This is a genomic window from Corynebacterium jeikeium, from assembly GCF_000738175.1.
GTDB classification, from domain to species: Bacteria; Actinomycetota; Actinomycetes; order Mycobacteriales; family Mycobacteriaceae; genus Corynebacterium; species Corynebacterium jeikeium_C.
This window is the reverse complement of sequence record NZ_JFCH01000022.1, coordinates 37609-55838: the sequence shown is the minus strand read 5'-3', so window position 1 is coordinate 55838 and position 18230 is coordinate 37609. Positions and strand designations below refer to the sequence as shown.

Sequence of the window (18230 nt, the reverse complement as noted above, 5' to 3'; positions counted from 1 at the left end):
CAACCTAGCGTTGACCGCATGACATCTAAGACTTGCAACATCGCAATCGTGGGTCTCGGCAACTGCGCGACCTCACTGATCCAGGGCATTCACCTGTATTCCGACGCCGCCGCGACCGAGAACGTCCCCGGCCTCATGCACACCCAGTTCGGCCCCTACTCGGTCGGCGACGTGCACGTGACCGCTGCTTTCGACGTGGATGCGGACAAGGTAGGCAAGGACGTCTCCGAGGCCATCGACGCGGGCATGAACTGCACCATCAAGATCGCCGACGTGCCCCACACCGGCGTGACCGTGCAGCGCGGCCACACCTTCGACGGCCTGGGGCGCCACTACCAGGAAAGCATCACCGAATCCGACGCAGAGCCCGTCGACGTGCCACAGGCTCTGCGCGACGCAAACGTGGACGTGCTGGTCAGCTATCTGCCCGTCGGCTCCGAAGAGGCCGACCGCTTCTACGCGCAGTGCGCCATCGACGCAGGCTGCGCCTTCGTCAACGCCCTGCCGGTGTTCATCGCCTCCGACCCGGAGTGGGCCGAAAAGTTCCGCGCAGCTGGCCTGCCGATCGTCGGCGACGACATTAAGTCCCAGGTCGGCGCCACGATCACCCACCGTGTGCTGGCCCGCCTCTTCGAGGAGCGCGGCGTGCGCCTGGAGCGCACCATGCAGCTGAACGTCGGCGGCAACATGGACTTCAAGAACATGCTGGACCGCGACCGCCTGGAATCCAAGAAGATCTCCAAGACCCAGGCCGTGACCTCCAACCTGCAGGAAAGCCCGCTGGCCGGCAAGGTCCACGACCGCAACGTCCACATCGGCCCGTCCGACTACGTGGAGTGGCTGGACGACCGCAAGTGGGCATACGTCCGTCTGGAGGGCTCCGCCTTCGGCGAGGTGCCGCTGAACCTGGAGTACAAGCTGGAGGTCTGGGACTCCCCGAACTCCGCGGGCATCATCATCGACGCAGTGCGCGCCGCGAAGATCGCGCTGGACAGGGGAGTGGCCGGCCCGGTTGAGGCAGCCTCCAGCTACCTGATGAAGTCCCCGCCGACGCAGCTGCCGGACGACGTCGCCCGCGCGCAGCTGGAAGAGTTCATCAACGGCGCTTAAGCGCTGGGCACGTGGCGCCAGGAGCTTCCGGGGGGTGGGAGTTTCCGGCAGGAGTGTCGGTGCACGCCTATGCAACAGTGGGCGTCACCGGCACTTGTTTTCATCCGTAGGGGGCGAAACTGCCGTACTAGGCAACCCTCATGAGCATTTACTTGCAAAACTGTTGTATTTTAGTACCTATGGCTTCCACATCTCTTGAAATTGCCAAGAAACTGCGCCTCCCGTTGACGCGCCTGTACCTGCTGTACTTCCGCCAAACGGAGAGCTCGCACATCAGCATGGCGCAACTGTCGATCCTCATGATTCTCGAGGAAAACGGCCCAATGCGCATCAGCCAGATCGCGGCGACCGAGACGATCCGCATGCCCACCGCCTCCAACGCGGTCAACCAGCTGGAGACGATGGAACTGGTCACCCGCGTGCGCGACACCTCCGACCGCCGTGGCGTGAGCGTCGCCCTCACCGACAAGGGCCGCGAGGAGCTCGAGCGCCTGGGCGAAGAGCGCGCCGAGCAGCTGGCCAGCATGCTGGACAGCCTCAGCGAGGAAGAACTCAAGGAAGTTGCAGACGCCACCTCTGTCATCGAGCTGGTTCTGCGCCGCTACACTGAATCCATAGAGGCAAAGCTGAACAACGACCAGCACTAAAGCTGGAGCTAGCGAGCAATCTTCCTTGAGCAACACCCCTAAGTCCGCCGACCCCCTCCGTCTACTCCTCACGTGGCGCCCCGAATCCGCAGGTGACGAGGCTGCGCAGGTCGCCGCCTGGATCGCCCGCACGGAAACCATTGCCCTGCGCACCGCCACGGTCATCTCGCGCTCGTGGACGGCGCAGCCGGAGCTGGAGTTCGACAGCTACTCGGAGTGGCTCGACAAGGAATCCAAGGCTGTCTCCTCTGCCGCGCGGAAGGCCCTCGCTCTGGCCAAGCTGCCGGAGCAGATGCTGGACGCCGACGAGCCCTCCACCGTCACTGTTGATCACTCGGAAACGAAGGCTCTTATTGACGCCGCCGCCGAGTTCAATGCCGACATGATGATCTTGGGCTCCCACCCCGCCGCGCCGCATTCTCGCTTCCGAATCGGCTCGACGGCGGACGCACTGCTGCACTACGCCCCGCTACCACTACTGCTGGCTCCGCGGACGCCGAAGCTGTCGAAACGTGGCGTCACCAGGGTCAATTGCAGTTACATCGACACCGACCAGTCGCACGAGGCCCTGCGCCGCGCCGCCGACCTGGCGCACCGTTGGAATGTTCCGCTGCGGCTGGTGGCGTTTAGCCCGCGCGGGGCGACGATGTACCCGACGGAGACGGAGTTCATCGACAACTCGGACATGATGGTCGAGTGGCGTGAGCAGGCGCTGGCGCTGCTGGACCGTGGCCGGGACCGTGCGCTGAACAGGCACAGCGACCTGACCGTGCAGATGGAGGTCGGCAGCGGCTACGGCTGGTCCGGCGCGATTAACGCCCTGAAGTGGAAGAAGGGCGATCTGCTGGTGATGGGTTCCAGCACGCTGGGTGGTTTCCACCGCGTATTCATTGGCCCGTCGACGAACCAGATTCTGCGGCACAGCCCGGTGCCGGTCCTGCTGAGCACCGTTTAGCGCTCCTCAGCGTGCCGCGCGGTGCGCGATCCCGCGCGGGTTCTGATTAAGCACCGAGGAGTGTAGATTTGAGGTCATTATGAGCAATGATGGTTTGAACAACGGCCCCTCACCTGCTGATAACCCGGACCCTTCCTCCCAGTCCGACGGCTCCACTCCCGACGGCTCCTCTCCCGCAAGCTCCCAGCCTGCCGCATCCACTCCCGACGGCTCCTCTCCCGCAAGCTCCCAGCCAGGCGCCTCCTCACCTGATGGCTCCCATCTCGAGATGTCCGAGCTGGATCGCCCCAGCGCCCCCACCGAGCTGGACTACGAGGCCGACCCGTTGCTCCGCCTCGAGCGCAACAATAAGTCCACTCGCCAGGCGATTTGGTTCTTCGTCGGCGTGATCGTGGCCACCACTTTGTCTGCGATCCTGATTTGGATTTCCTCCAAGGTAATCGGCGGCCCCTACTGCGATGCAGACTCCTCCGCACAGCTGTGCAGCCGGACCTTCCAGCTGCTGTTCGCCATAGTGCCCACTTCCGTGGCTTTCTTTGGGCTTTTCGGCTCGGCTTTCATCACCTACTACAAGTGGAAGAACCACCAGCGCTGGCGCCCATGGGTAGCGGTGATCTGGTTCATCATGCCGTTCTGCATGGCTTGGATCACCTCGGTCGGCGCGTACCTGCTCCTCGACCACAACCTCTAGGACCGCTAGTTCCCCTAGTTCCCCTGACCCTGCGCTCCCACTCCGCTAGCCTCCGCGCGCTACGTCCACTTACTCCACCCGCCAGCACACTCCCACTCCTCTAGCCTCCGCGCGCTCTACGTCCACTTACTCCACCCGCCAGCACCGCCTACCTGCGCCCGGGCACTCAGGAGATGTCCCAAATCTTCCACTTTCGGCCAGTAGCATCTGTGAAGCGCAGATCTTACAACCTTCTGACCTGCGGGAATAGAAACTTATAGAAACAGAGTGGAAGATTTGGGACAATCCCCCCTGCGGACCGTCCCCTTTGAACCCATCTGAGCTAGCCACTCCGAGCTAGACCCAGCCAACCCCTCCGAGGTAGACCCAGCCAGCGAGACACTCCAATTGACACGTCGCCGAGGGCAATCACAGAGCCTTAGGCGGGGTAATGTCCCAAATCGTCGAGTTATTGAAAGTAGAGGGTTTGAAGCCCAAAATAGCGACGCTCTGACCTGCAGGAATAGAATAGTTATGTTTTAAGACGTGGAATTTGGGACATTCGCCCCTCGAGCAGGCCATCCAGCCCGTCATCAACGCCTCGCAAAAGCCCAATCCACGCCTTTCGGAAGCGTCACTGTGACATTTCAGATGCATAAACTCGCACCTTAGTTCTATTCTGCGCCTTAGAGTCCGCAGCTTCCGTCCGTGACTGTAATGAAGGCGCACGCACCCCCACCGTGCCGCCGGGAAAAATAGACCTGCGGCCCGACAGCACTAGAACAGCGCCGCCGCAGGGTAGGGTCGGGGCGCCGGAAGAAGGAGAACTCCAGCCCGGGCGCGCCAGCGGGCACCCCCGCGGCACCCATGCCCAGCGGGCGCCCCAGCGCGGGCGCTACTTCGCGACGATATTCACCATCTTGCCCGGCACCACGATGATCTTCGCCACCGTCTTGCCCTCAATGTGCGAAGCAACATTCGGCTCCTCCAGCGCAGCAGCCTCAATGTCCTCCCGCGAAGCATCCGCCGCCACGTTAATGCGACCGCGCAGCTTGCCCATCACCTGCACTGGCAACTCAATAGTGTCATCCACCAGCCACTTTTCATCCCACTCGGGGAAGGACTCATAAGTAATACCCTCGGAGTGGCCCAGGATCTCCCACATCTCCTCGGCGATGTGCGGCGCCACCGGCGACAGCATCTGCACCAGCGGTTCCACGGCTGCCCGCGGAGCCTGCCCGGCGGAGTAGGTTTTCGTCAGGTAGTTCACGTACTCAATCAGCTTCGCTACAGCCGTGTTGTCGCGCAGCTCTGCATAGTTTTCGTGAACCCCCGCGATGGTCCTGTGCAGGGCTTTTAGGTCTTCATCCGTGAGGGCGTCATCGCTCACAGAACCCTTACCCGTGTTCTCGTCGACGGCGAGGCGCCACGCGCGCTGCAGGAATCGCTGCGCGCCGACCACGTCCTTCGTAGCCCACGGCCGCGACGTGTCGAGCGGACCCATCGCCATCTCGTAAACGCGCAGGGTATCCGCACCGTAGTCGTCGCAGATCTCGTCGGGCGAGACCGCGTTCTTGAGGGACTTACCCATCTTGCCGTATTCCTGGAATACTTCTTCTTCCTTTGTGACGCCCTCAGCATCATCCGCCTCGCGAACCCAGAAGAACTTACCGTCGCGCTCGGTGACCTCCTCCGCGGGGAGGTACACGCCGCGGGAGTCCGTGTAGGCGTAGGCCTGGATGTAGCCCTGGTTGTAGAGGCGGTAGTAGGGCTCAAAGCTGGAGACTACTCCCAGGTCGAACAGCACCTTGTGCCAGAAGCGGGCGTACAGCAGGTGCAGCACGGCGTGCTCCACGCCGCCGACATACAGGTCCACGCCGCCGGAGGGGCGGCCTTCGCGTGGACCGACCCAGTAGCGTTCGTTTTCGATGTCTACCAGGGCGTTGTCGTTGTTCGGGTCGATGTAGCGCAGTTGGTACCAGGAAGAACCTGCCCACTGCGGCATGACGTTCGTGTCGCGGTAGTAGGTCTTTTCTCCGTCGCCGAGGTCCAGGGTGACCTCGACCCACTCCTTGGCCTTGGCCAGCGGGGGCTGGGGGGCGGAGTCCTTGTCGTCCGGGTCGAAGCTGACGGGCTTGTAGTCTTCCACCTCAGGCAGCTCGACGGGGAGCATGTCCTCCGGCAGGCCGTGGGCCATGCCGTTTTCGTCGTAGACGATGGGGAAGGGCTCGCCCCAGTAACGCTGGCGGGCGAACAGCCAGTCGCGCAGCTTGTACTGGATCTTTCCGCTGCCGGCGCCCTTGGATTCCAGCCATTCGATGGCCTTGTCGATGGCCTCCGCCTTGCCCAGGCCATTGAGCTCCAGGCCGTCGGAGTTGTTGGAGTTGATGTGCGGTCCGTCCTCGGTGAACGCCTCGGTGAGCTCGAGCCCCTTCTCACCAGCATCTGCGCCAGCCTTGCCTGCCTCAGCGCCCTCCGGCGCCAGCACTGGCACGATCGGCAGCCCGAACTCGGTGGCGAACTCAAAGTCGCGGGTATCGTGCGCCGGCACAGCCATGATCGCGCCGGTGCCGTAGCCCGTCAGCACATAGTCCGCGATGAAGACCGGCACCTGCGCGCCGTTCACCGGGTTAGTGGCGTAAACGCCCAGGAAAACGCCGGTCTTCTCCTTGTTCTCCTGGCGCTCCAGGTCCGACTTAGCGGCAATTGCCGCCCGGTAAGCCTCCACTGCAGCAGCCGGAGTCGACTGGCCGTAGGTCCACCGTGGGTCGACATCCGTGTAGGCGTCACTACCCGCAGAAGAACCACCGGACTGCGCGACGAGCGTATCCACCAGGTCGTGCTCCGGGGCCAGCACCATGTACGTCGCGCCGAACAGCGTGTCCGGGCGCGTGGTGAACACGTCAATGTCGCGGCCAAGGCAGTCGAACGTGACCTCCGCACCGCGGGACCGGCCGATCCAGTTGCGCTGCATGGACTTCACCTTTTCCGGCCAGTCCAGGTACTCCAGGTCGTCGATCAGGCGGTCGGAGTACGCGGTAATGCGCATCATCCACTGCTGCAGATTCTTGCGGAAGACGGGGAAGTTGCCGCGCTCGGAGCGGCCCTCCGCCGTGACCTCCTCGTTCGCCAGCACGGTGCCCAGACCGGGGCACCAGTTCACCGTCGAGTTCGAACGGTAGACCAGGCGGTAGCTATCCAGGATCTCCTGCTTCTCGGCGGCGCTGAGGTCCGCCCAGTCGGAGCGCTCGGCAGCGAGCTTCTCCTCCAGCTCCTTAATCGGGCGAGCTTTGCCCAGGGTGCCGTTGGCGTTCTTAGCCTCCGGGTCGAACCAGGAGTTGTAAATCTGCAGGAAGATCCACTGCGTCCAGCGGTAATAATCCGTATCCGTTGTGGCGAAGCTGCGGCGCTTGTCGTGGCCCAGGCCCAGGCGGCCCAGTTGGCGCTCCATGTTGGCAATGTTGGCCATGGTGGTGGTTCGCGGGTGGGTGCCGGTCTGCACGGCATACTGCTCGGCGGGCAGACCGAACGCATCGTAACCCAGCGTATGCAGCACATTCGCACCCTTCATGCGGTGGAAGCGCGCAAACACGTCCGTGCCGATGTAACCCAGCGGGTGGCCAACGTGCAGGCCCACACCGGAGGGGTAGGGGAACATGTCCTGGATAAATTTGCGGTCCTCCGGCAGCTCCGCGCCCGGCTCCGCCAGATCGCCCGTCGGGTTAGGGGCGTTAAACGTGCCGTTGTCGGCCCAGTGCTTCTGCCACTTGGCCTCGATCTTGGTCGCGAGGCCAGGAGTATAGCGATAAGAATTGTCTTCAGTGCTGCCGTTAGTCATGTTTTAACAGTCTAGTAGGTCGCCTGGACAGGGCAGGTTATTGCGTTTGGCTTGTTAGCCACCTGCGGTAATAGACTGTTTGGCATGATCGTGTTGACCGTTGTGTTGGTAGTCGTGGGTCTCGCCTTTTTCATCGCGGGCCTGCTGGGGGCTGCGGGGAAGTTGCCGGGTAACCCGGTCGTTGGCCTGCGCATTCCGGAGGTTCGCAAGACCGAGGAGCTCTGGAACACCGCGCACCGCATCGTCGGCCCGGCCTGGATGGGAGCTGGTGCGGCGTTCATCGGCGCGGCGCTGATCACCCTGAAGGTGAGCGGTTGGATGTGGCTGGTCTTCGCGTTGTTGCTGGTCGGCGCCGCTTTCTTGATCGGCCTGGGCTCCGCGTTGGGCGCCCACGCCGTCGCGCGCCTGGACGCCCGTGCCGCCCAGCTCGAGGCCGCCGAATCTTCTTGTTGCTCTAGCGGTGACGCCACCTCGGACTCCTGCTGCGGCGATTCCAGCGCGGCCGCCGGCGCTGGTCAGGCTGCTGGCGCTTGCTGTTCCGACGGCTCTGGCGTCGGCGCCGAAGCTGGCGCGGTGAGCGCGGAGGCGTGCGCAAGCGGTCAGGCGTGCGGCAGCTGCTCTCTGAATGGCTCCTGCGAGGGCGGTGGCGTGGACTGGGAGGCTGCCCAGCGGGCCGCCTCGGCGCAAGACTCGGCCCAGAACCCAGCGTAGAATCCAGCGCAAGACCCCACACGGGCCTAGCCCAGCACCACTGCACCCGTCGCCGCAGCTCCACCGCGCCCGGCAACCCAGTATTCTGGGGAACCATGAGAGACTCCAACGCCACCGTCGTCGTATCCGGCACCACCAACGTCGACACCTTCGTCACCGTCCAGAATTTCCCCCAGCCAGGGGAAACGACCATCGCAGAACCCGGCATAGAGGGGCTGGGCGGTAAGGGCGCCAATCAGGCGGCAGCCTGCGCACACTTGGGCGTCAATACCGTCCTTCTATCTGCGGTGGGCACCGATCCGCAGGGCGAACTCGCGATCAAAGAGCTGCGCGAACACGGTGTGAACACCGACTACATCGTAAGTAGCCGGCAGCCAACCGGACGGGCGTTCATCATGAACGACCCGAGCGGCGAGAACATCATCATCGTCACCTCGGGCGCAAACGAGCTGGTCAGCCCGGCTCAGCAACGTGAAACCGTGGAGGAATTGCGCCGCCAGGGACCCGTACCTATCGTGCTTGCGCAGGGCGAACTGACCCCCGAGCACAGCGCGGAGCTGCCGAAGCTGGTGGCGAATTCGGACTCGCGGCTGGTGCTGAACCTCGCGCCCGTGACCACGCGCGACCCCGACCTGCTCGCCGCGGCCGACCCCTTGGTGCTGAACGAGGGTGAGGCCGCCGCGGTGCTCGACGCCGCCCCCGGCACGCCCATCGAGGAGCTGCTGGAGCGCCTGCGCCCCATCGCTCGCTCTGTGGTGGTTACCTTGGGGCAGCGTGGAGCCATGATCTTGGAGGGTGACGCCGAACCGGTGCACATCCCCGCCGTCTACGTCGAGCGCGTCGTGGATACCACTGGTGCAGGCGATGCGTTCTGCGGCACGCTCGCGGCGGCGCTGGCGCAGGGGGAGAACCTGGTGGATGCGTGCACGCTGGGCGCGGCGGCCGGGGCTCTCGCCACGCAGAAGCGTGGCGCGGCAGGCAGCTACGCCACCGAGAACGAAATCCGTCGACTAGGAGACGCATAAAATGACTCAGAAGATCATCCTGGACTGCGATCCGGGGCACGACGACGCAATCGCCATGCTCCTGGCCTGGGGAAACCCGAACCTGGATCTGCTGGCGGTCACGACGGTGGCGGGCAACCAGACGCTGGAGAAGGTCACCAAGAACGCCCTGGCGCTGGCGCGCGTCGGCAACATCACCGGCATTCCTTTCGCCGCCGGGGCGGATCGCCCGCTGGTGGCGCCGCAGATCATTCCGGAGGAAATCCACGGGGATAGCGGCCTGGACGGCCCGCAGCTGCCCGCCGCCGGGGCCGAGCTGGATCCCCGCCACGCGGTGAACCTCATCGCGGACATTATCCGCGACAACGAGCCGGGGACCGTCACCCTCGTCCCCACGGGGGCGCTGACCAACATCGCCCTGTTCGCCCGCATGTATCCCGAGCTGGTGGAGCGGGTGGGTGGCGTCACCCTGATGGGTGGTGCGCACCACGCAGGCAACATGACCCCGAGTGCCGAGTTCAACATCCTGGCCGACCCGGAGGCCGCGAAGATCGTGTTCGGCGCGGGCTGGCCGGTGACGATGGTCGGGTTGGACGTCACGCACAAGGTGCTGGCCACGCCGCAGCGAATGAAGCAGTTGGCGGAGGTCGACACGGACGTGGCGAAGTTCATCGCGGAGCTGGTGGAGTTCTTCGGCGGCGCGTACATGAAGGAGCGGCACTACCCCGGCCCGCCGATGCACGACCCGCTGGCCGTCGCGGCCGTGGCGGACCCGCAGGTCGTGCGCACAATCCTGGCGCCGATCGACGTGGAGACCAAGGGCGAGCTGACGCGCGGGGCGACGGTCGTGGACTTGCGGCGCACCTGGGGTAGCCAGGATGGCGGGCAGGATCCGACGGCGCTGGGCACGGCGGATGATTCTGATATTGACGCCCCCGCCTCCGCCACTGCAGCGGGCGCTACCCTACGCACCCGCGTGGCTGTGGACGTCGACGCCGAGCGCTTCTGGAACCTGCTGGTCGACGCGCTACAGCGCATCGGGAGTACGGGATTCTAGTTAGGCGGTTCTAGTCAGGCGCGCATTCATCGCTTAAAGTTCTAGCTGCAACTATTAGAACCCCAATTGGTTTTCAATTGACGCTGAATCGGAGCCGCCCATGAACTCCACTAATCCGCACGCCGACAACGCACCATCCGGAAAGCCCGGTGGCGAGGCCGACGGAGCCACAGCCACTGGAGCCCCTGCTACAACCGCAGCAGCTTCCCCGGATCCGGTCGACTCCCGTCCCGGCGGTATCGGCCTGCTGATGACGGTGCTGATCACCGCGGCCGTCGCGTTCCAGCTGAACGCCTCCATGCTCTCCCCGGTGCTGGCCACCATGGCTCGCGAGCTGAACACCGACGAGGCCGCCACGGGTCTCACCCAGACCGCCTTCTTCACCGGTGGAGCCATGTGCGGCCTGTTCCTGCCGCGGCTGTCGGACATTGTCGGCCGCCGGAAGATCCTCGTCATCATGCTGGGCGTGATGTCCCTCGGCGGCCTCATCGCCGCGCTGGCGCCCAACATTGGCGTGCTGATGGTCGCCCGCGCCATGCAGGGCATCGCCGGCCCCACGATCCCCATGACCCTGATCATCCTGCGCAGCCAGGTCAAGGAGGAAGTCCGCCTGGGCACGCTCATGGGTCTGCTCGCCGCCATCAACGGTGGCGTCGCTGGTATCGACGTGATCCTGGCCGGCTGGATGGCCGAGCAATGGGGCTTCCGCTCCGTGTTCTGGCTCATCGCCATCATCGGCATCATCGCCACTCTGGTCGTCGCCTTCGGCGCTCCGGAATCCAAGCCGTCGGACAATGTGAAAATGGACTGGGCGGGCGCTGCTCTGCTGGTGGTATCGGTGCTGTGCATCACGTTGGGCGTCAACGAGGCAGGCAAGGCCGGGGCAGCGAACTGGCTGTACGTCATCGCCATGTTCATCGTCGGCGCGGTCGTCTTCCTGGCCTTCTGGAAGTACGAAAACCGCCACGACCAGCCGCTGGTCGCCCCGAAGTACCTGGCCCGCCGCCACACCTGGGCGCTGCTGGCCACCACGGTGCTGACCATGACCGGCGTGTTCGCCGCGGTCAACGGCCTGGCTATCTCCCTGGCGCAAAACCCGGATGCGGGCTTCGGCCTGGAGGCCGACAAGGCCTCCCTGTGGCTGCTGACCCCCTACGCCCTCATCGGCTGGGCCGTCGGCCCCTTTGCTGGACGCTGGGCACCGAGGGTCGGCTACGGACGGCTGATCATCATCGCCAACCTCGCCAGTGCGGCCCTCATGCTGGCTCTGGCGTTCGTCGGCGTGCACTCGCTGCCGGTGCTGATCATCACAGTGATCCTGCTGGGTGTTACCTACGCGGGTATCGGCAACATCGTCATCAACAACCTGGGCGTGGTGAACTCCCCGAAGGATAACGAGGGCTTCCTGCCCGGCATGAACTCCGCAGCCTTCAACCTGGGCGCGGGCGTGTCCTTCGCCGTGCTGCCGGTCTTCCAGGTCGCGGGCTCCCCGCAGGGCTCGGATTCTGCCGCGGGTTATATCACCGCGTTCATCGTCGCCGCGGTGATCCTCGGCATCGCCGCGGCCGTGGCGGCGCTGATCCCGAAGCAAACCGTCGCGGAGCTCGACCGCGCCATCGTCTAACCCCCGGCGCCGCGCGCGGGTCCACGCACCACTCTGCGCCCCGGCCCCCGCAGGCGCCCACCCCACCCGCGCCTGGCCCGTTGTGGACGGTCAAGGTTCGCGGAGGCGAGGGCGTCAATAAGATAAAGACCCATGGTAGAAAAACAGTCGCTATGGCACCGCATCATTAACTACCGGCCGGACTTCCTCATCGTCCTGATCGTCATCGCGGTCGTCGCGGCAATCATTGTGCCCGTGCGCGGCGAGGCGGCGGATGTCGCCAACACCATCACCAAGATCGCCATCGCATTCCTGTTTTTCCTCTACGGCGCGCGCCTGTCGCCACAGGAGGCCCTGAAAGGCCTGATGCACTGGCGGCTGCACCTGCTGATCATGGCGTTTACCTTCGTGGTCTTCCCGCTGATCGGCGTGGCGATGATGCCTCTGAAGGCGGTCGTCGGAAACGAACTCTACCTGGGCATTCTCTTCTGCACCCTGGTGCCATCGACAGTGCAATCCTCCGTTGCGTTCACCAGCATCGCGCGCGGCCACGTCGCCGCCTCGATCGTCGCGGCCAGCGTGTCTAGCCTTGTGGGAGTGCTCTTCACACCACTGCTGGTGCTGTTGCTGATGTCTTCTTCGGAAGGCTTTCATATTGACGCCACCACGTTCCTCGACATCGGAGTCCAGCTACTGCTGCCGTTTGCCATCGGCCAGCTGCTGCGTAGGTGGGTGTTCAAGTTCGCGGCCTCCAAGGCGACGAAGAAGGTGGACCAGATCTCCATCGGCCTGGTGGTGTACGTCAGCTTCTCGGAGGGCATCGTCTCCGGCGTGTGGGGTTCCGTCAACTGGCTGACGATTCTGGGCCTGGTGCTGGGCTCCATCGCGCTGGTGCATCTGATGCTGGGCGTGACGAGCGTGACCTCGCGGAAACTGGGATTCAACTACGCCGACCAGGTGGCCATCCAGTTCGCTGGCACCAAGAAGTCCCTGGCCTCGGGGCTACCGATGGCGGCGGTGATGTTCGGCGGGGCGAGCCTGGGCATGATGATCCTGCCGCTGATGATCTTCCACCAGGTGCAGCTGGTGATCTGCTCCTTGCGTGCCAGCACCTATGCCGCGCGCTTCCCGGAGGGCGAGAAGACCGCGGGCGCGCACACCTGGTAGGAGCTCGGGCTAACGCGGGCACGGAGCCTGCCGCACACTTGCCGCACTATTCCGGCTTCTGCAGCCGCTTCACGTAGCCCATGCGCGGGCGGAAGCCCGCCGGGTGCTTCATCTGCGCCACCGCGTCGGCAATCACCAGGCGGAAACGCGGCTGCATCGGCGGCATCTGGGAGATCGAATACCAGCCCACCTGCGTGGACTCGTCGTCGCCGATCACCGGCTCGTCGTTGAACTCGCCGGTCGCGGGGTCGGGAATCACTGTGCAGCGGACGGTGGTGTCCACGTAGCTGGTCACATCCCCATTCGGGTATTCCACGGGGCCGACCTGGCCCACGCCCAGCAGCGCATCCACCTGCACGTGCAGGCCGGTTTCCTCTCGCACCTCGCGGATGGCCGCCAGGTGCGGCTCCTCCCGCGGGTCCACGATCCCCGTCACGGGGGTCCACTGACCGTCGTCGGCGCGCTTCACCAACAGCACCTCCGGCACGGCCCAGATGGGTGCGTCCTCTGGGACGTCTCGGATGACAATGGCCGTCACGCCGGGCAGCCACAGCTCGTCGTGGCCGATTTTCTTGCGCAGTTCAACGATGAAATCAGGGGTCGGCATGGGCGCTATTCTACGGTGCTGGGGCTAGGTGCGGCGGGGGAGGGGGCGTCAAAAAATAAGGTTCACCAGCACCAGATACAGCACCGTGCCCAGCAAGATCGACAACGTGGCCGAGCGGCGCCAGAGGTGCACAGCGACGGTGAAGGCCAGGGCGATGCCAACCGCGGCCAGTCCGCCCGGCGCGCTGGCCTGGCCGGAGACGGTGTAGATGACGAGGAGGGTCATCACGCCGACGGGCATCGCCACCCCCAGCCAGGCGACCAGGTCGGACTCGCGGAAGAAGCGCAGGGCGGCGAAGGGCAGGCCGCGCAGGGCGAGGGTGACCAGGAAGACCGCGCCGAGGATCGCGAGGGTGGGGCCCACCTGCACACCTTCGGGCAGGCCGGCGGTGGCGAGCACCTGCATCGGCACGGCCACTTACTCCACCTCCCGAGATACAGCATTGTCCGCGCCGACTTTCAGCCGTAGCGCGCGGTCCAGCGGCGGGCATAGGAAGCGCACGATGAGGCTGACGAAGTACAGGCTCATGCCGATCATCAGCATGTTGTCGGGCGAAACCAGCAAGCTCACCGCGCCACACACCGCGGCCATGATCGGCAGCGAAAGATCCTTGAAGCTCACGAAAGCCTCGATCGCCAGAACCGTAAACAGGGCAAAAAGCGCGAACTCCATGCCCTGGATCTCGAAGGGCAGGGCGCTGCCGAACAGAGCACCGACCAGGCCACCACCGACCCAACCCGCTTGCAGCAGAATCTGCACCGCCATCACGCGGGCAGTGGACCACTGCGCATCGCGCCGGGCGGCGAGGATCGCATACGTCTCGTCCGTCAGTGCATAAATGCCATAAGCCCTGGCCAGCCAACCACGGACGTGGGCGATGGGGTAGTTCAGGGCGTAGAAGGCGTGGCGGAAGTTCACCAGGAACCCGTACAGCGCCGCGCTCAGCGGCCCCACGCCACCCGTGACCAGCGAGACCGCCAGGAACTCCATGGATCCCGCGTAGATGACGAAGGAGAAGATCGGCGCCCACCACCACGCGAAGCCGACCTGAGTGATCAGCAGGCCAAAGGCCAGACCCAGCGGCACCATGCCCAAGGCCACAGGCCAGGCGTCGGCAATCCCGGCGCGCCAGTCAGCGTTTCTGTCGCGGTGGGTGCTGCTCACGGCCATCTAGTTGCGCTCCGGGTGGCTCGCCCAGGTTGCGAACAGGTTCTTGGGGAAGGGGCTGTTCTTCATAATCTGACGCCACGTCTCCGCCGGTCGGTCCGTGAACACATCCTCTGCGGTTGCGGCCTGGAGGCCGGCAATCCCGGAATCCAGCCAGCCGCGCACGTCGGCGGCGTTGAGGAGGACGTAGCTGTGGAAGAGCCGCAGGCCGCGCAGCATAGAGGGGTCCACATGGCCGACAACCTGCGCTACCTGCTCGTCTACGCTGGGCGCCTCTTCGGCGGTGCTGATCAGCATGAACTGCCCGCGCGCGCCAAAGCGGGTGGCGGGGGCTAGGGCTTCAGGGCTGCCGGAGGCGGCGGAGGCGCCCGCGGCGTCCAGCTCCAAACGGTCCGCGTCCAACAGGCCAACGGCGAGCACGACGGGTTCGTTGTCGCCGCCGATGAAGAAGACCTTCGGCTTGGTGAGCTTATCCGCCAACGAAGGCAAGTGGTTGGCGACGGCTTCGCTGCTCATGAGACCCAGGCGGACGGCCACGATGGTGGCGCCGTCGGCCTGCGCGGCGCCGGGGCCCTGGCCGTCGGCCTCCGGGTTGTCCTGCACTTCCAGCACCAATAGCGCGTCCGCGCCGGGCAGCCCCGGCACGGCGAGCACGCCGGGGGAGGTGCCGAAGGCGTCGACGAACGCCTCCAGGTGTGCGGGGTCGACGTCCGCGGTGTCCAGGTAACCATCCGGATCCACAACCACTGCCGGTGCTTGGAAGATCACGTCACCGGGGTGCACGTTGAACTGGTTCTCGGCACCATTCGGCTGCTGTTCAGCGCTCACTTTTGCGACCCACCTTTCTGTTCGCCCCACCATTGTTTCAGCGCGGCGATGGCGTCCTCACGCTCCATCGGCCCGCGATCCAGCCGCAGCTCCTTCAAGTATGCCCAGGCCTTGCCCACATCGGGGCCGGGCTTGAGGTCCAAGATCTGCATGATCTCGTTGCCATCCAGGTCGGGGCGGACGGCGGCGAGGTCCTCCTGCTCCTGCAGCTGCTCGATACGCTTTTCCAAATTATCGTAGGTGCGCTGCAGCCTCTGGGCTTTTCGCTGGTTGCGGGTGGTGCAGTCGGCGCGAACCAGAAGGTGCAACAGTGGCAGCAGCTCGCCGGCGTCGTTGACGTAGCGGCGCACGGCGGAGTCGGTCCAGGTGGATTCGTTGTTGTCCTTCTCGCCGGCGCCGCGGCGGGCATCCTGGTTCTGCCCCTTGCCTTGCGTGTCCGCGTAGCCGTGGAACCGCATGTGCAGAAATACCAGCTGGCCGATGTCCTGAACGTGCTGCTTGGAGTACTTGAGCTTGCGCAGGCGGCGGCGGGTGATGCGCGCGCCCACGACTTCGTGCTGGTGGAAGGTCACCGCGCCGGATTCGGTAAAAGCCCTGGTGTCAGGCTTGCCGATGTCGTGCAGCAGCGCGGCCATGCGCAGTTCCAGCGAGGGCTCCAACCCGCGCTCGGCTTCCAGGTTCACGGCGTTGCGCAGCACCTTCAGCGAGTGCCAGTACACGTCCTTGTGCTGCCGGTGCTCGTCCTGCGTGAGCTTCAGAGCTGGCAGCTCCGGCAGCACGTGGTCGGCCAGCCCGGTCTCGACCATCAGGTCCAGGCCCACCCACGGTGCCGAGCCGAGCATCAGTTTGTTCAGTTCGACGGCCACGCGCTCGACGGTGATGCGGCTGATCTGCTCGCTCATCGCCGTCATTGCTTCCTTGACCCTCTTTGTGACGCCAAACTCCAGCTGGGAGACGAATCGGCACGCGCGGAGCATGCGCAGCGGGTCGTCGTTGAAGCTGATCTCCGGGCTATCCGGGGTGTCTAACACTCCGGCCTGGAGGTCTTCGAGGCCGTTTAGAGGGTCGCGGAGCTGGTGATTTCCGTCGGGGGAGAGCTCCAGTGCGATGGCATTTGCGCGGAAATCGCGGCGGATGAGGTCTCCGTCGAGGCTGTCGCCGAAGGAGACCTCGGGGTTGCGGGACTGGCCGTCGTACTGGTCGGCGCGGAAGGTGGTGATCTCCAGGATCTGACCCTTGACCAGCGCCGATACGGTGCCGTATTCAATGCCCGTGTCCCACACTGTCTCCGCCAGGGGCGTGACAATGTCGACGATGGCCTGCGGCCGGGCGTCGGTAGTGAAATCCAGGTCGTGGGAGAGGCGCCCCAGCAGAGCGTCGCGTACCGACCCGCCGACGAGGTAGAGGCTGTGGCCAGCGTCGTGGAAAGCCTGGGTGAGTGGCAAAAGGTCGCGGTCAAGCGCGCGCAGGGAGGTAAAGGCCTCCTGCAGCATGCCTTCAATCGTGCGCGAGCTGGCCGGCGCAGCGGCCGGCTGCGCCGGCTGCTCAGTGGCCTTCGCAGTGGCCTGCTGCGCTGGCTGTGCCGCCTTGCCGGGCTGCGCGGGATCCGAGTTTGCGGGGGAGTGGGCGGGTTTCGTCACGCTGCCAGATTCTACTAGCCCCCTCGGACGAGCCAACGGCCCCCTCATAACCTCCCAAAACCCCCGCACAAGTCTCAAATATCTCAGGACCTCCCGCACGGGCGCCAAGTCCCCCCTCAAAATCTCCCTAGATGAGCGGCAGATGTCGTTAGAACGGGAATACGCCGAGCAAAAGCTAACGCCCAAAAAATCCGCAATCCTCTGACCAGGCACTTTGCATAATCGACGCTTACTTTCAATAACGTATTCCCGTTCTAACGACATTCACCAGCTTGCGGCCCTGCCGGAACCCCCAGAAGCCTGTACCTGCACACCACCCGCAGATAGTTACAAATTCAGTTATAATTTCGCCTCCACTCGCTTCCATTCAGTTCCACATTGCGCAGATAACCGGCTATCGTTATCAGAATGAGTGGAAACGACAGCACCGGAAACGGCACGCCCCGCCGCCGGCGCCGCCGTTCAAGAAGAAGGCACCGCTCTGGCAGCGGCCAGCAGCAAGGCAACGGCCAGGGCAACAGCCAGCGCGGCCAGAACTCCCAAAACAGTTCCAACCAGGGCAAGCGCAAGAGCAACCGGAACCAGTCGCACCGCAAGAAGGGCGCCAACTCCAACAACCGCAACCGCCAGCGCAACCGCAGCAACTCGCGCCCGCGCTCTTTCGACGAGCACTCCAGCCTGCCGACCTCCGTGGAGACCTCCGCGGGCGGCCTGGTACTTTCCGGCCTGGCGGAGGCCGTGCAGCCTAATGGCGAGGTCGACTTCTCCGCAATCTATGTGGCCCTCATCGGCCGCCTGGATCGCCGTGGCAGGCTGCTGTGGTCCATGCCGAAGGGGCACATCGAACCGGATGAATCCCAACACGCCACCGCCGAGCGCGAGGTGTGGGAGGAAACGGGCGTGGCCGGGGAGGTCATCGCCGACCTCGGCACCATCGACTACTGGTTCGTCTCCGAGGGCATCCGTATCCACAAAACCGTCCACCACCACCTGCTTCGCTATGTCGATGGGGATCTGAACGACGAAGACCCGGAGGTCACCGAGGTTCGTTGGCTGCCCGTCAACCGTCTGATCGAGCACCTGGCCTACGCCGACGAGCGGCGCCTTGCCCGCCAAGCCTTCGACAGTCTGGCTGATCTGGCGCGCGCGGAGGCCGAAGCCGGCCGTGCAACGCCACGCTAAGGAGCGCTAACGGATTGCCAGCCGTTGCTGTTAGAACTAATAGC

At 64.7% G+C, this 18230-nt stretch carries 16 protein-coding genes; 10 read left to right on the top strand and 6 right to left on the bottom strand.

Translation table 11 applies throughout. From position 1 onward, the window contains the following. The first annotated feature begins 18 nt into the window (after positions 1-18). From JQ46_RS02505 to JQ46_RS02490, 4 genes are all read left to right on the top strand, one after another. Positions 19-1110 carry an inositol-3-phosphate synthase gene (locus JQ46_RS02505; RefSeq protein ID WP_034985171.1) on the top strand — a complete coding sequence of 364 codons (1092 nt, stop codon included), beginning with the start codon at positions 19-21 and terminating at the stop codon, positions 1108-1110. A gap of 179 nt (positions 1111-1289) precedes the next feature. Beyond that, a complete protein-coding gene (locus JQ46_RS02500; RefSeq protein ID WP_034985170.1) occupies positions 1290-1757 on the top strand; it encodes a MarR family winged helix-turn-helix transcriptional regulator in 468 nt (155 codons plus the stop codon). Positions 1758-1782: 25 nt separating this feature from the next. Next, a complete protein-coding gene (locus JQ46_RS02495; protein WP_034985169.1) occupies positions 1783-2712 on the top strand; it encodes a universal stress protein in 930 nt (309 codons plus the stop codon). Positions 2713-2791: 79 nt separating this feature from the next. Continuing rightward, complete coding sequence (locus JQ46_RS02490; RefSeq protein WP_237744681.1) at positions 2792-3403, top strand: hypothetical protein; 612 nt, start codon at positions 2792-2794, stop codon at positions 3401-3403. 874 nt (positions 3404-4277) lie between these two features. Here JQ46_RS02490 and JQ46_RS02485 read toward each other — a convergent pair. Continuing rightward, complete coding sequence (locus JQ46_RS02485) at positions 4278-7220, bottom strand: leucine--tRNA ligase (RefSeq protein WP_034985167.1); 2943 nt, start codon at positions 7218-7220, stop codon at positions 4278-4280. An 84-nt stretch (positions 7221-7304) separates the two neighbouring features. Between JQ46_RS02485 and JQ46_RS02480 the strand changes: the two genes are divergently transcribed. The 5 genes from JQ46_RS02480 to JQ46_RS02460 all read left to right on the top strand — a co-directional run bounded on the left by JQ46_RS02480 (position 7305) and on the right by JQ46_RS02460 (position 12762). Continuing rightward, a complete protein-coding gene (locus JQ46_RS02480) occupies positions 7305-7931 on the top strand; it encodes an SdpI family protein (protein ID WP_034985165.1) in 627 nt (208 codons plus the stop codon). A gap of 95 nt (positions 7932-8026) precedes the next feature. After that, a complete protein-coding gene (locus JQ46_RS02475; protein ID WP_034985164.1) occupies positions 8027-8956 on the top strand; it encodes a ribokinase in 930 nt (309 codons plus the stop codon). A gap of 1 nt (position 8957) precedes the next feature. Beyond that, positions 8958-9992 carry a nucleoside hydrolase gene (locus JQ46_RS02470; RefSeq protein WP_034985163.1) on the top strand — a complete coding sequence of 345 codons (1035 nt, stop codon included), beginning with the start codon at positions 8958-8960 and terminating at the stop codon, positions 9990-9992. A 250-nt stretch (positions 9993-10242) separates the two neighbouring features. Beyond that, on the top strand, positions 10243-11616 hold the full coding sequence (locus JQ46_RS02465) for an MFS transporter (RefSeq protein ID WP_034985194.1): 1374 nt from the start codon (positions 10243-10245) through the stop codon (positions 11614-11616). Positions 11617-11748: 132 nt separating this feature from the next. Next, entirely contained in the window at positions 11749-12762 is a 1014-nt protein-coding gene (locus tag JQ46_RS02460) for a bile acid:sodium symporter family protein (protein ID WP_034985162.1), read from the top strand. Positions 12763-12808: 46 nt separating this feature from the next. Here the strand turns inward: JQ46_RS02460 and JQ46_RS02455 are convergent, their stop codons facing one another. Genes JQ46_RS02455 through JQ46_RS02435 form a run of 5 tightly spaced genes read right to left on the bottom strand, consistent with a single transcriptional unit; the run spans position 12809 to position 17052 of the window. Continuing rightward, positions 12809-13369 (bottom strand): NUDIX hydrolase, encoded by a 561-nt coding sequence (locus JQ46_RS02455; protein WP_034985161.1) that lies wholly within the window; start codon positions 13367-13369, stop codon positions 12809-12811. 48 nt (positions 13370-13417) lie between these two features. Next, positions 13418-13732, bottom strand: coding sequence for a branched-chain amino acid transporter permease (locus tag JQ46_RS02450; RefSeq protein WP_424647992.1), 315 nt, complete (start codon positions 13730-13732; stop codon positions 13418-13420). A gap of 54 nt (positions 13733-13786) precedes the next feature. Next, a complete protein-coding gene (locus JQ46_RS02445) occupies positions 13787-14539 on the bottom strand; it encodes an AzlC family ABC transporter permease (RefSeq protein ID WP_051876208.1) in 753 nt (250 codons plus the stop codon). Then, positions 14540-15364, bottom strand: a complete 825-nt coding sequence (locus tag JQ46_RS02440; RefSeq protein WP_034985160.1) for a hypothetical protein — start codon at positions 15362-15364, stop codon at positions 14540-14542. Continuing rightward, the gene (locus tag JQ46_RS02435; protein WP_051876207.1) at positions 15361-17052 is read right to left on the bottom strand and encodes a CCA tRNA nucleotidyltransferase; all 1692 of its coding nucleotides are present in this window, start codon (positions 17050-17052) and stop codon (positions 15361-15363) included. Before JQ46_RS02435 ends, JQ46_RS02440 begins: the two co-directional genes overlap by 4 nt. Before the next feature lie 360 nt (positions 17053-17412). Between JQ46_RS02435 and JQ46_RS02430 the strand changes: the two genes are divergently transcribed. Then, on the top strand, positions 17413-18186 hold the full coding sequence (locus JQ46_RS02430) for an NUDIX hydrolase (RefSeq protein WP_034985159.1): 774 nt from the start codon (positions 17413-17415) through the stop codon (positions 18184-18186). Positions 18187-18230: the final 44 nt, after the last annotated feature.

Bases quoted from the DNA above. Each gene is read 5' to 3' on its own strand.
- JQ46_RS02505 (WP_034985171.1), top strand. From the start codon at position 19: ATGACATCTAAGACTTGCAACATCGCAATCGTGGGTCTCGGCAACTGC.
- JQ46_RS02500 (WP_034985170.1), top strand. From the start codon at position 1,290: ATGGCTTCCACATCTCTTGAAATTGCCAAGAAACTGCGCCTCCCGTTG.
- JQ46_RS02490 (WP_237744681.1), top strand. From the start codon at position 2,792: ATGAGCAATGATGGTTTGAACAACGGCCCCTCACCTGCTGATAACCCG.
- JQ46_RS02485 (WP_034985167.1), bottom strand. From the start codon at position 7,220: ATGACTAACGGCAGCACTGAAGACAATTCTTATCGCTATACTCCTGGC.
- JQ46_RS02480 (WP_034985165.1), top strand. From the start codon at position 7,305: ATGATCGTGTTGACCGTTGTGTTGGTAGTCGTGGGTCTCGCCTTTTTC.
- JQ46_RS02475 (WP_034985164.1), top strand. From the start codon at position 8,027: ATGAGAGACTCCAACGCCACCGTCGTCGTATCCGGCACCACCAACGTC.
- JQ46_RS02470 (WP_034985163.1), top strand. From the start codon at position 8,958: ATGACTCAGAAGATCATCCTGGACTGCGATCCGGGGCACGACGACGCA.
- JQ46_RS02465 (WP_034985194.1), top strand. From the start codon at position 10,243: ATGACGGTGCTGATCACCGCGGCCGTCGCGTTCCAGCTGAACGCCTCC.
- JQ46_RS02460 (WP_034985162.1), top strand. From the start codon at position 11,749: ATGGTAGAAAAACAGTCGCTATGGCACCGCATCATTAACTACCGGCCG.
- JQ46_RS02455 (WP_034985161.1), bottom strand. From the start codon at position 13,369: ATGCCGACCCCTGATTTCATCGTTGAACTGCGCAAGAAAATCGGCCAC.
- JQ46_RS02445 (WP_051876208.1), bottom strand. From the start codon at position 14,539: ATGGCCGTGAGCAGCACCCACCGCGACAGAAACGCTGACTGGCGCGCC.
- JQ46_RS02435 (WP_051876207.1), bottom strand. From the start codon at position 17,052: ATGAGGGGGCCGTTGGCTCGTCCGAGGGGGCTAGTAGAATCTGGCAGC.
- JQ46_RS02430 (WP_034985159.1), top strand. From the start codon at position 17,413: ATGAGTGGAAACGACAGCACCGGAAACGGCACGCCCCGCCGCCGGCGC.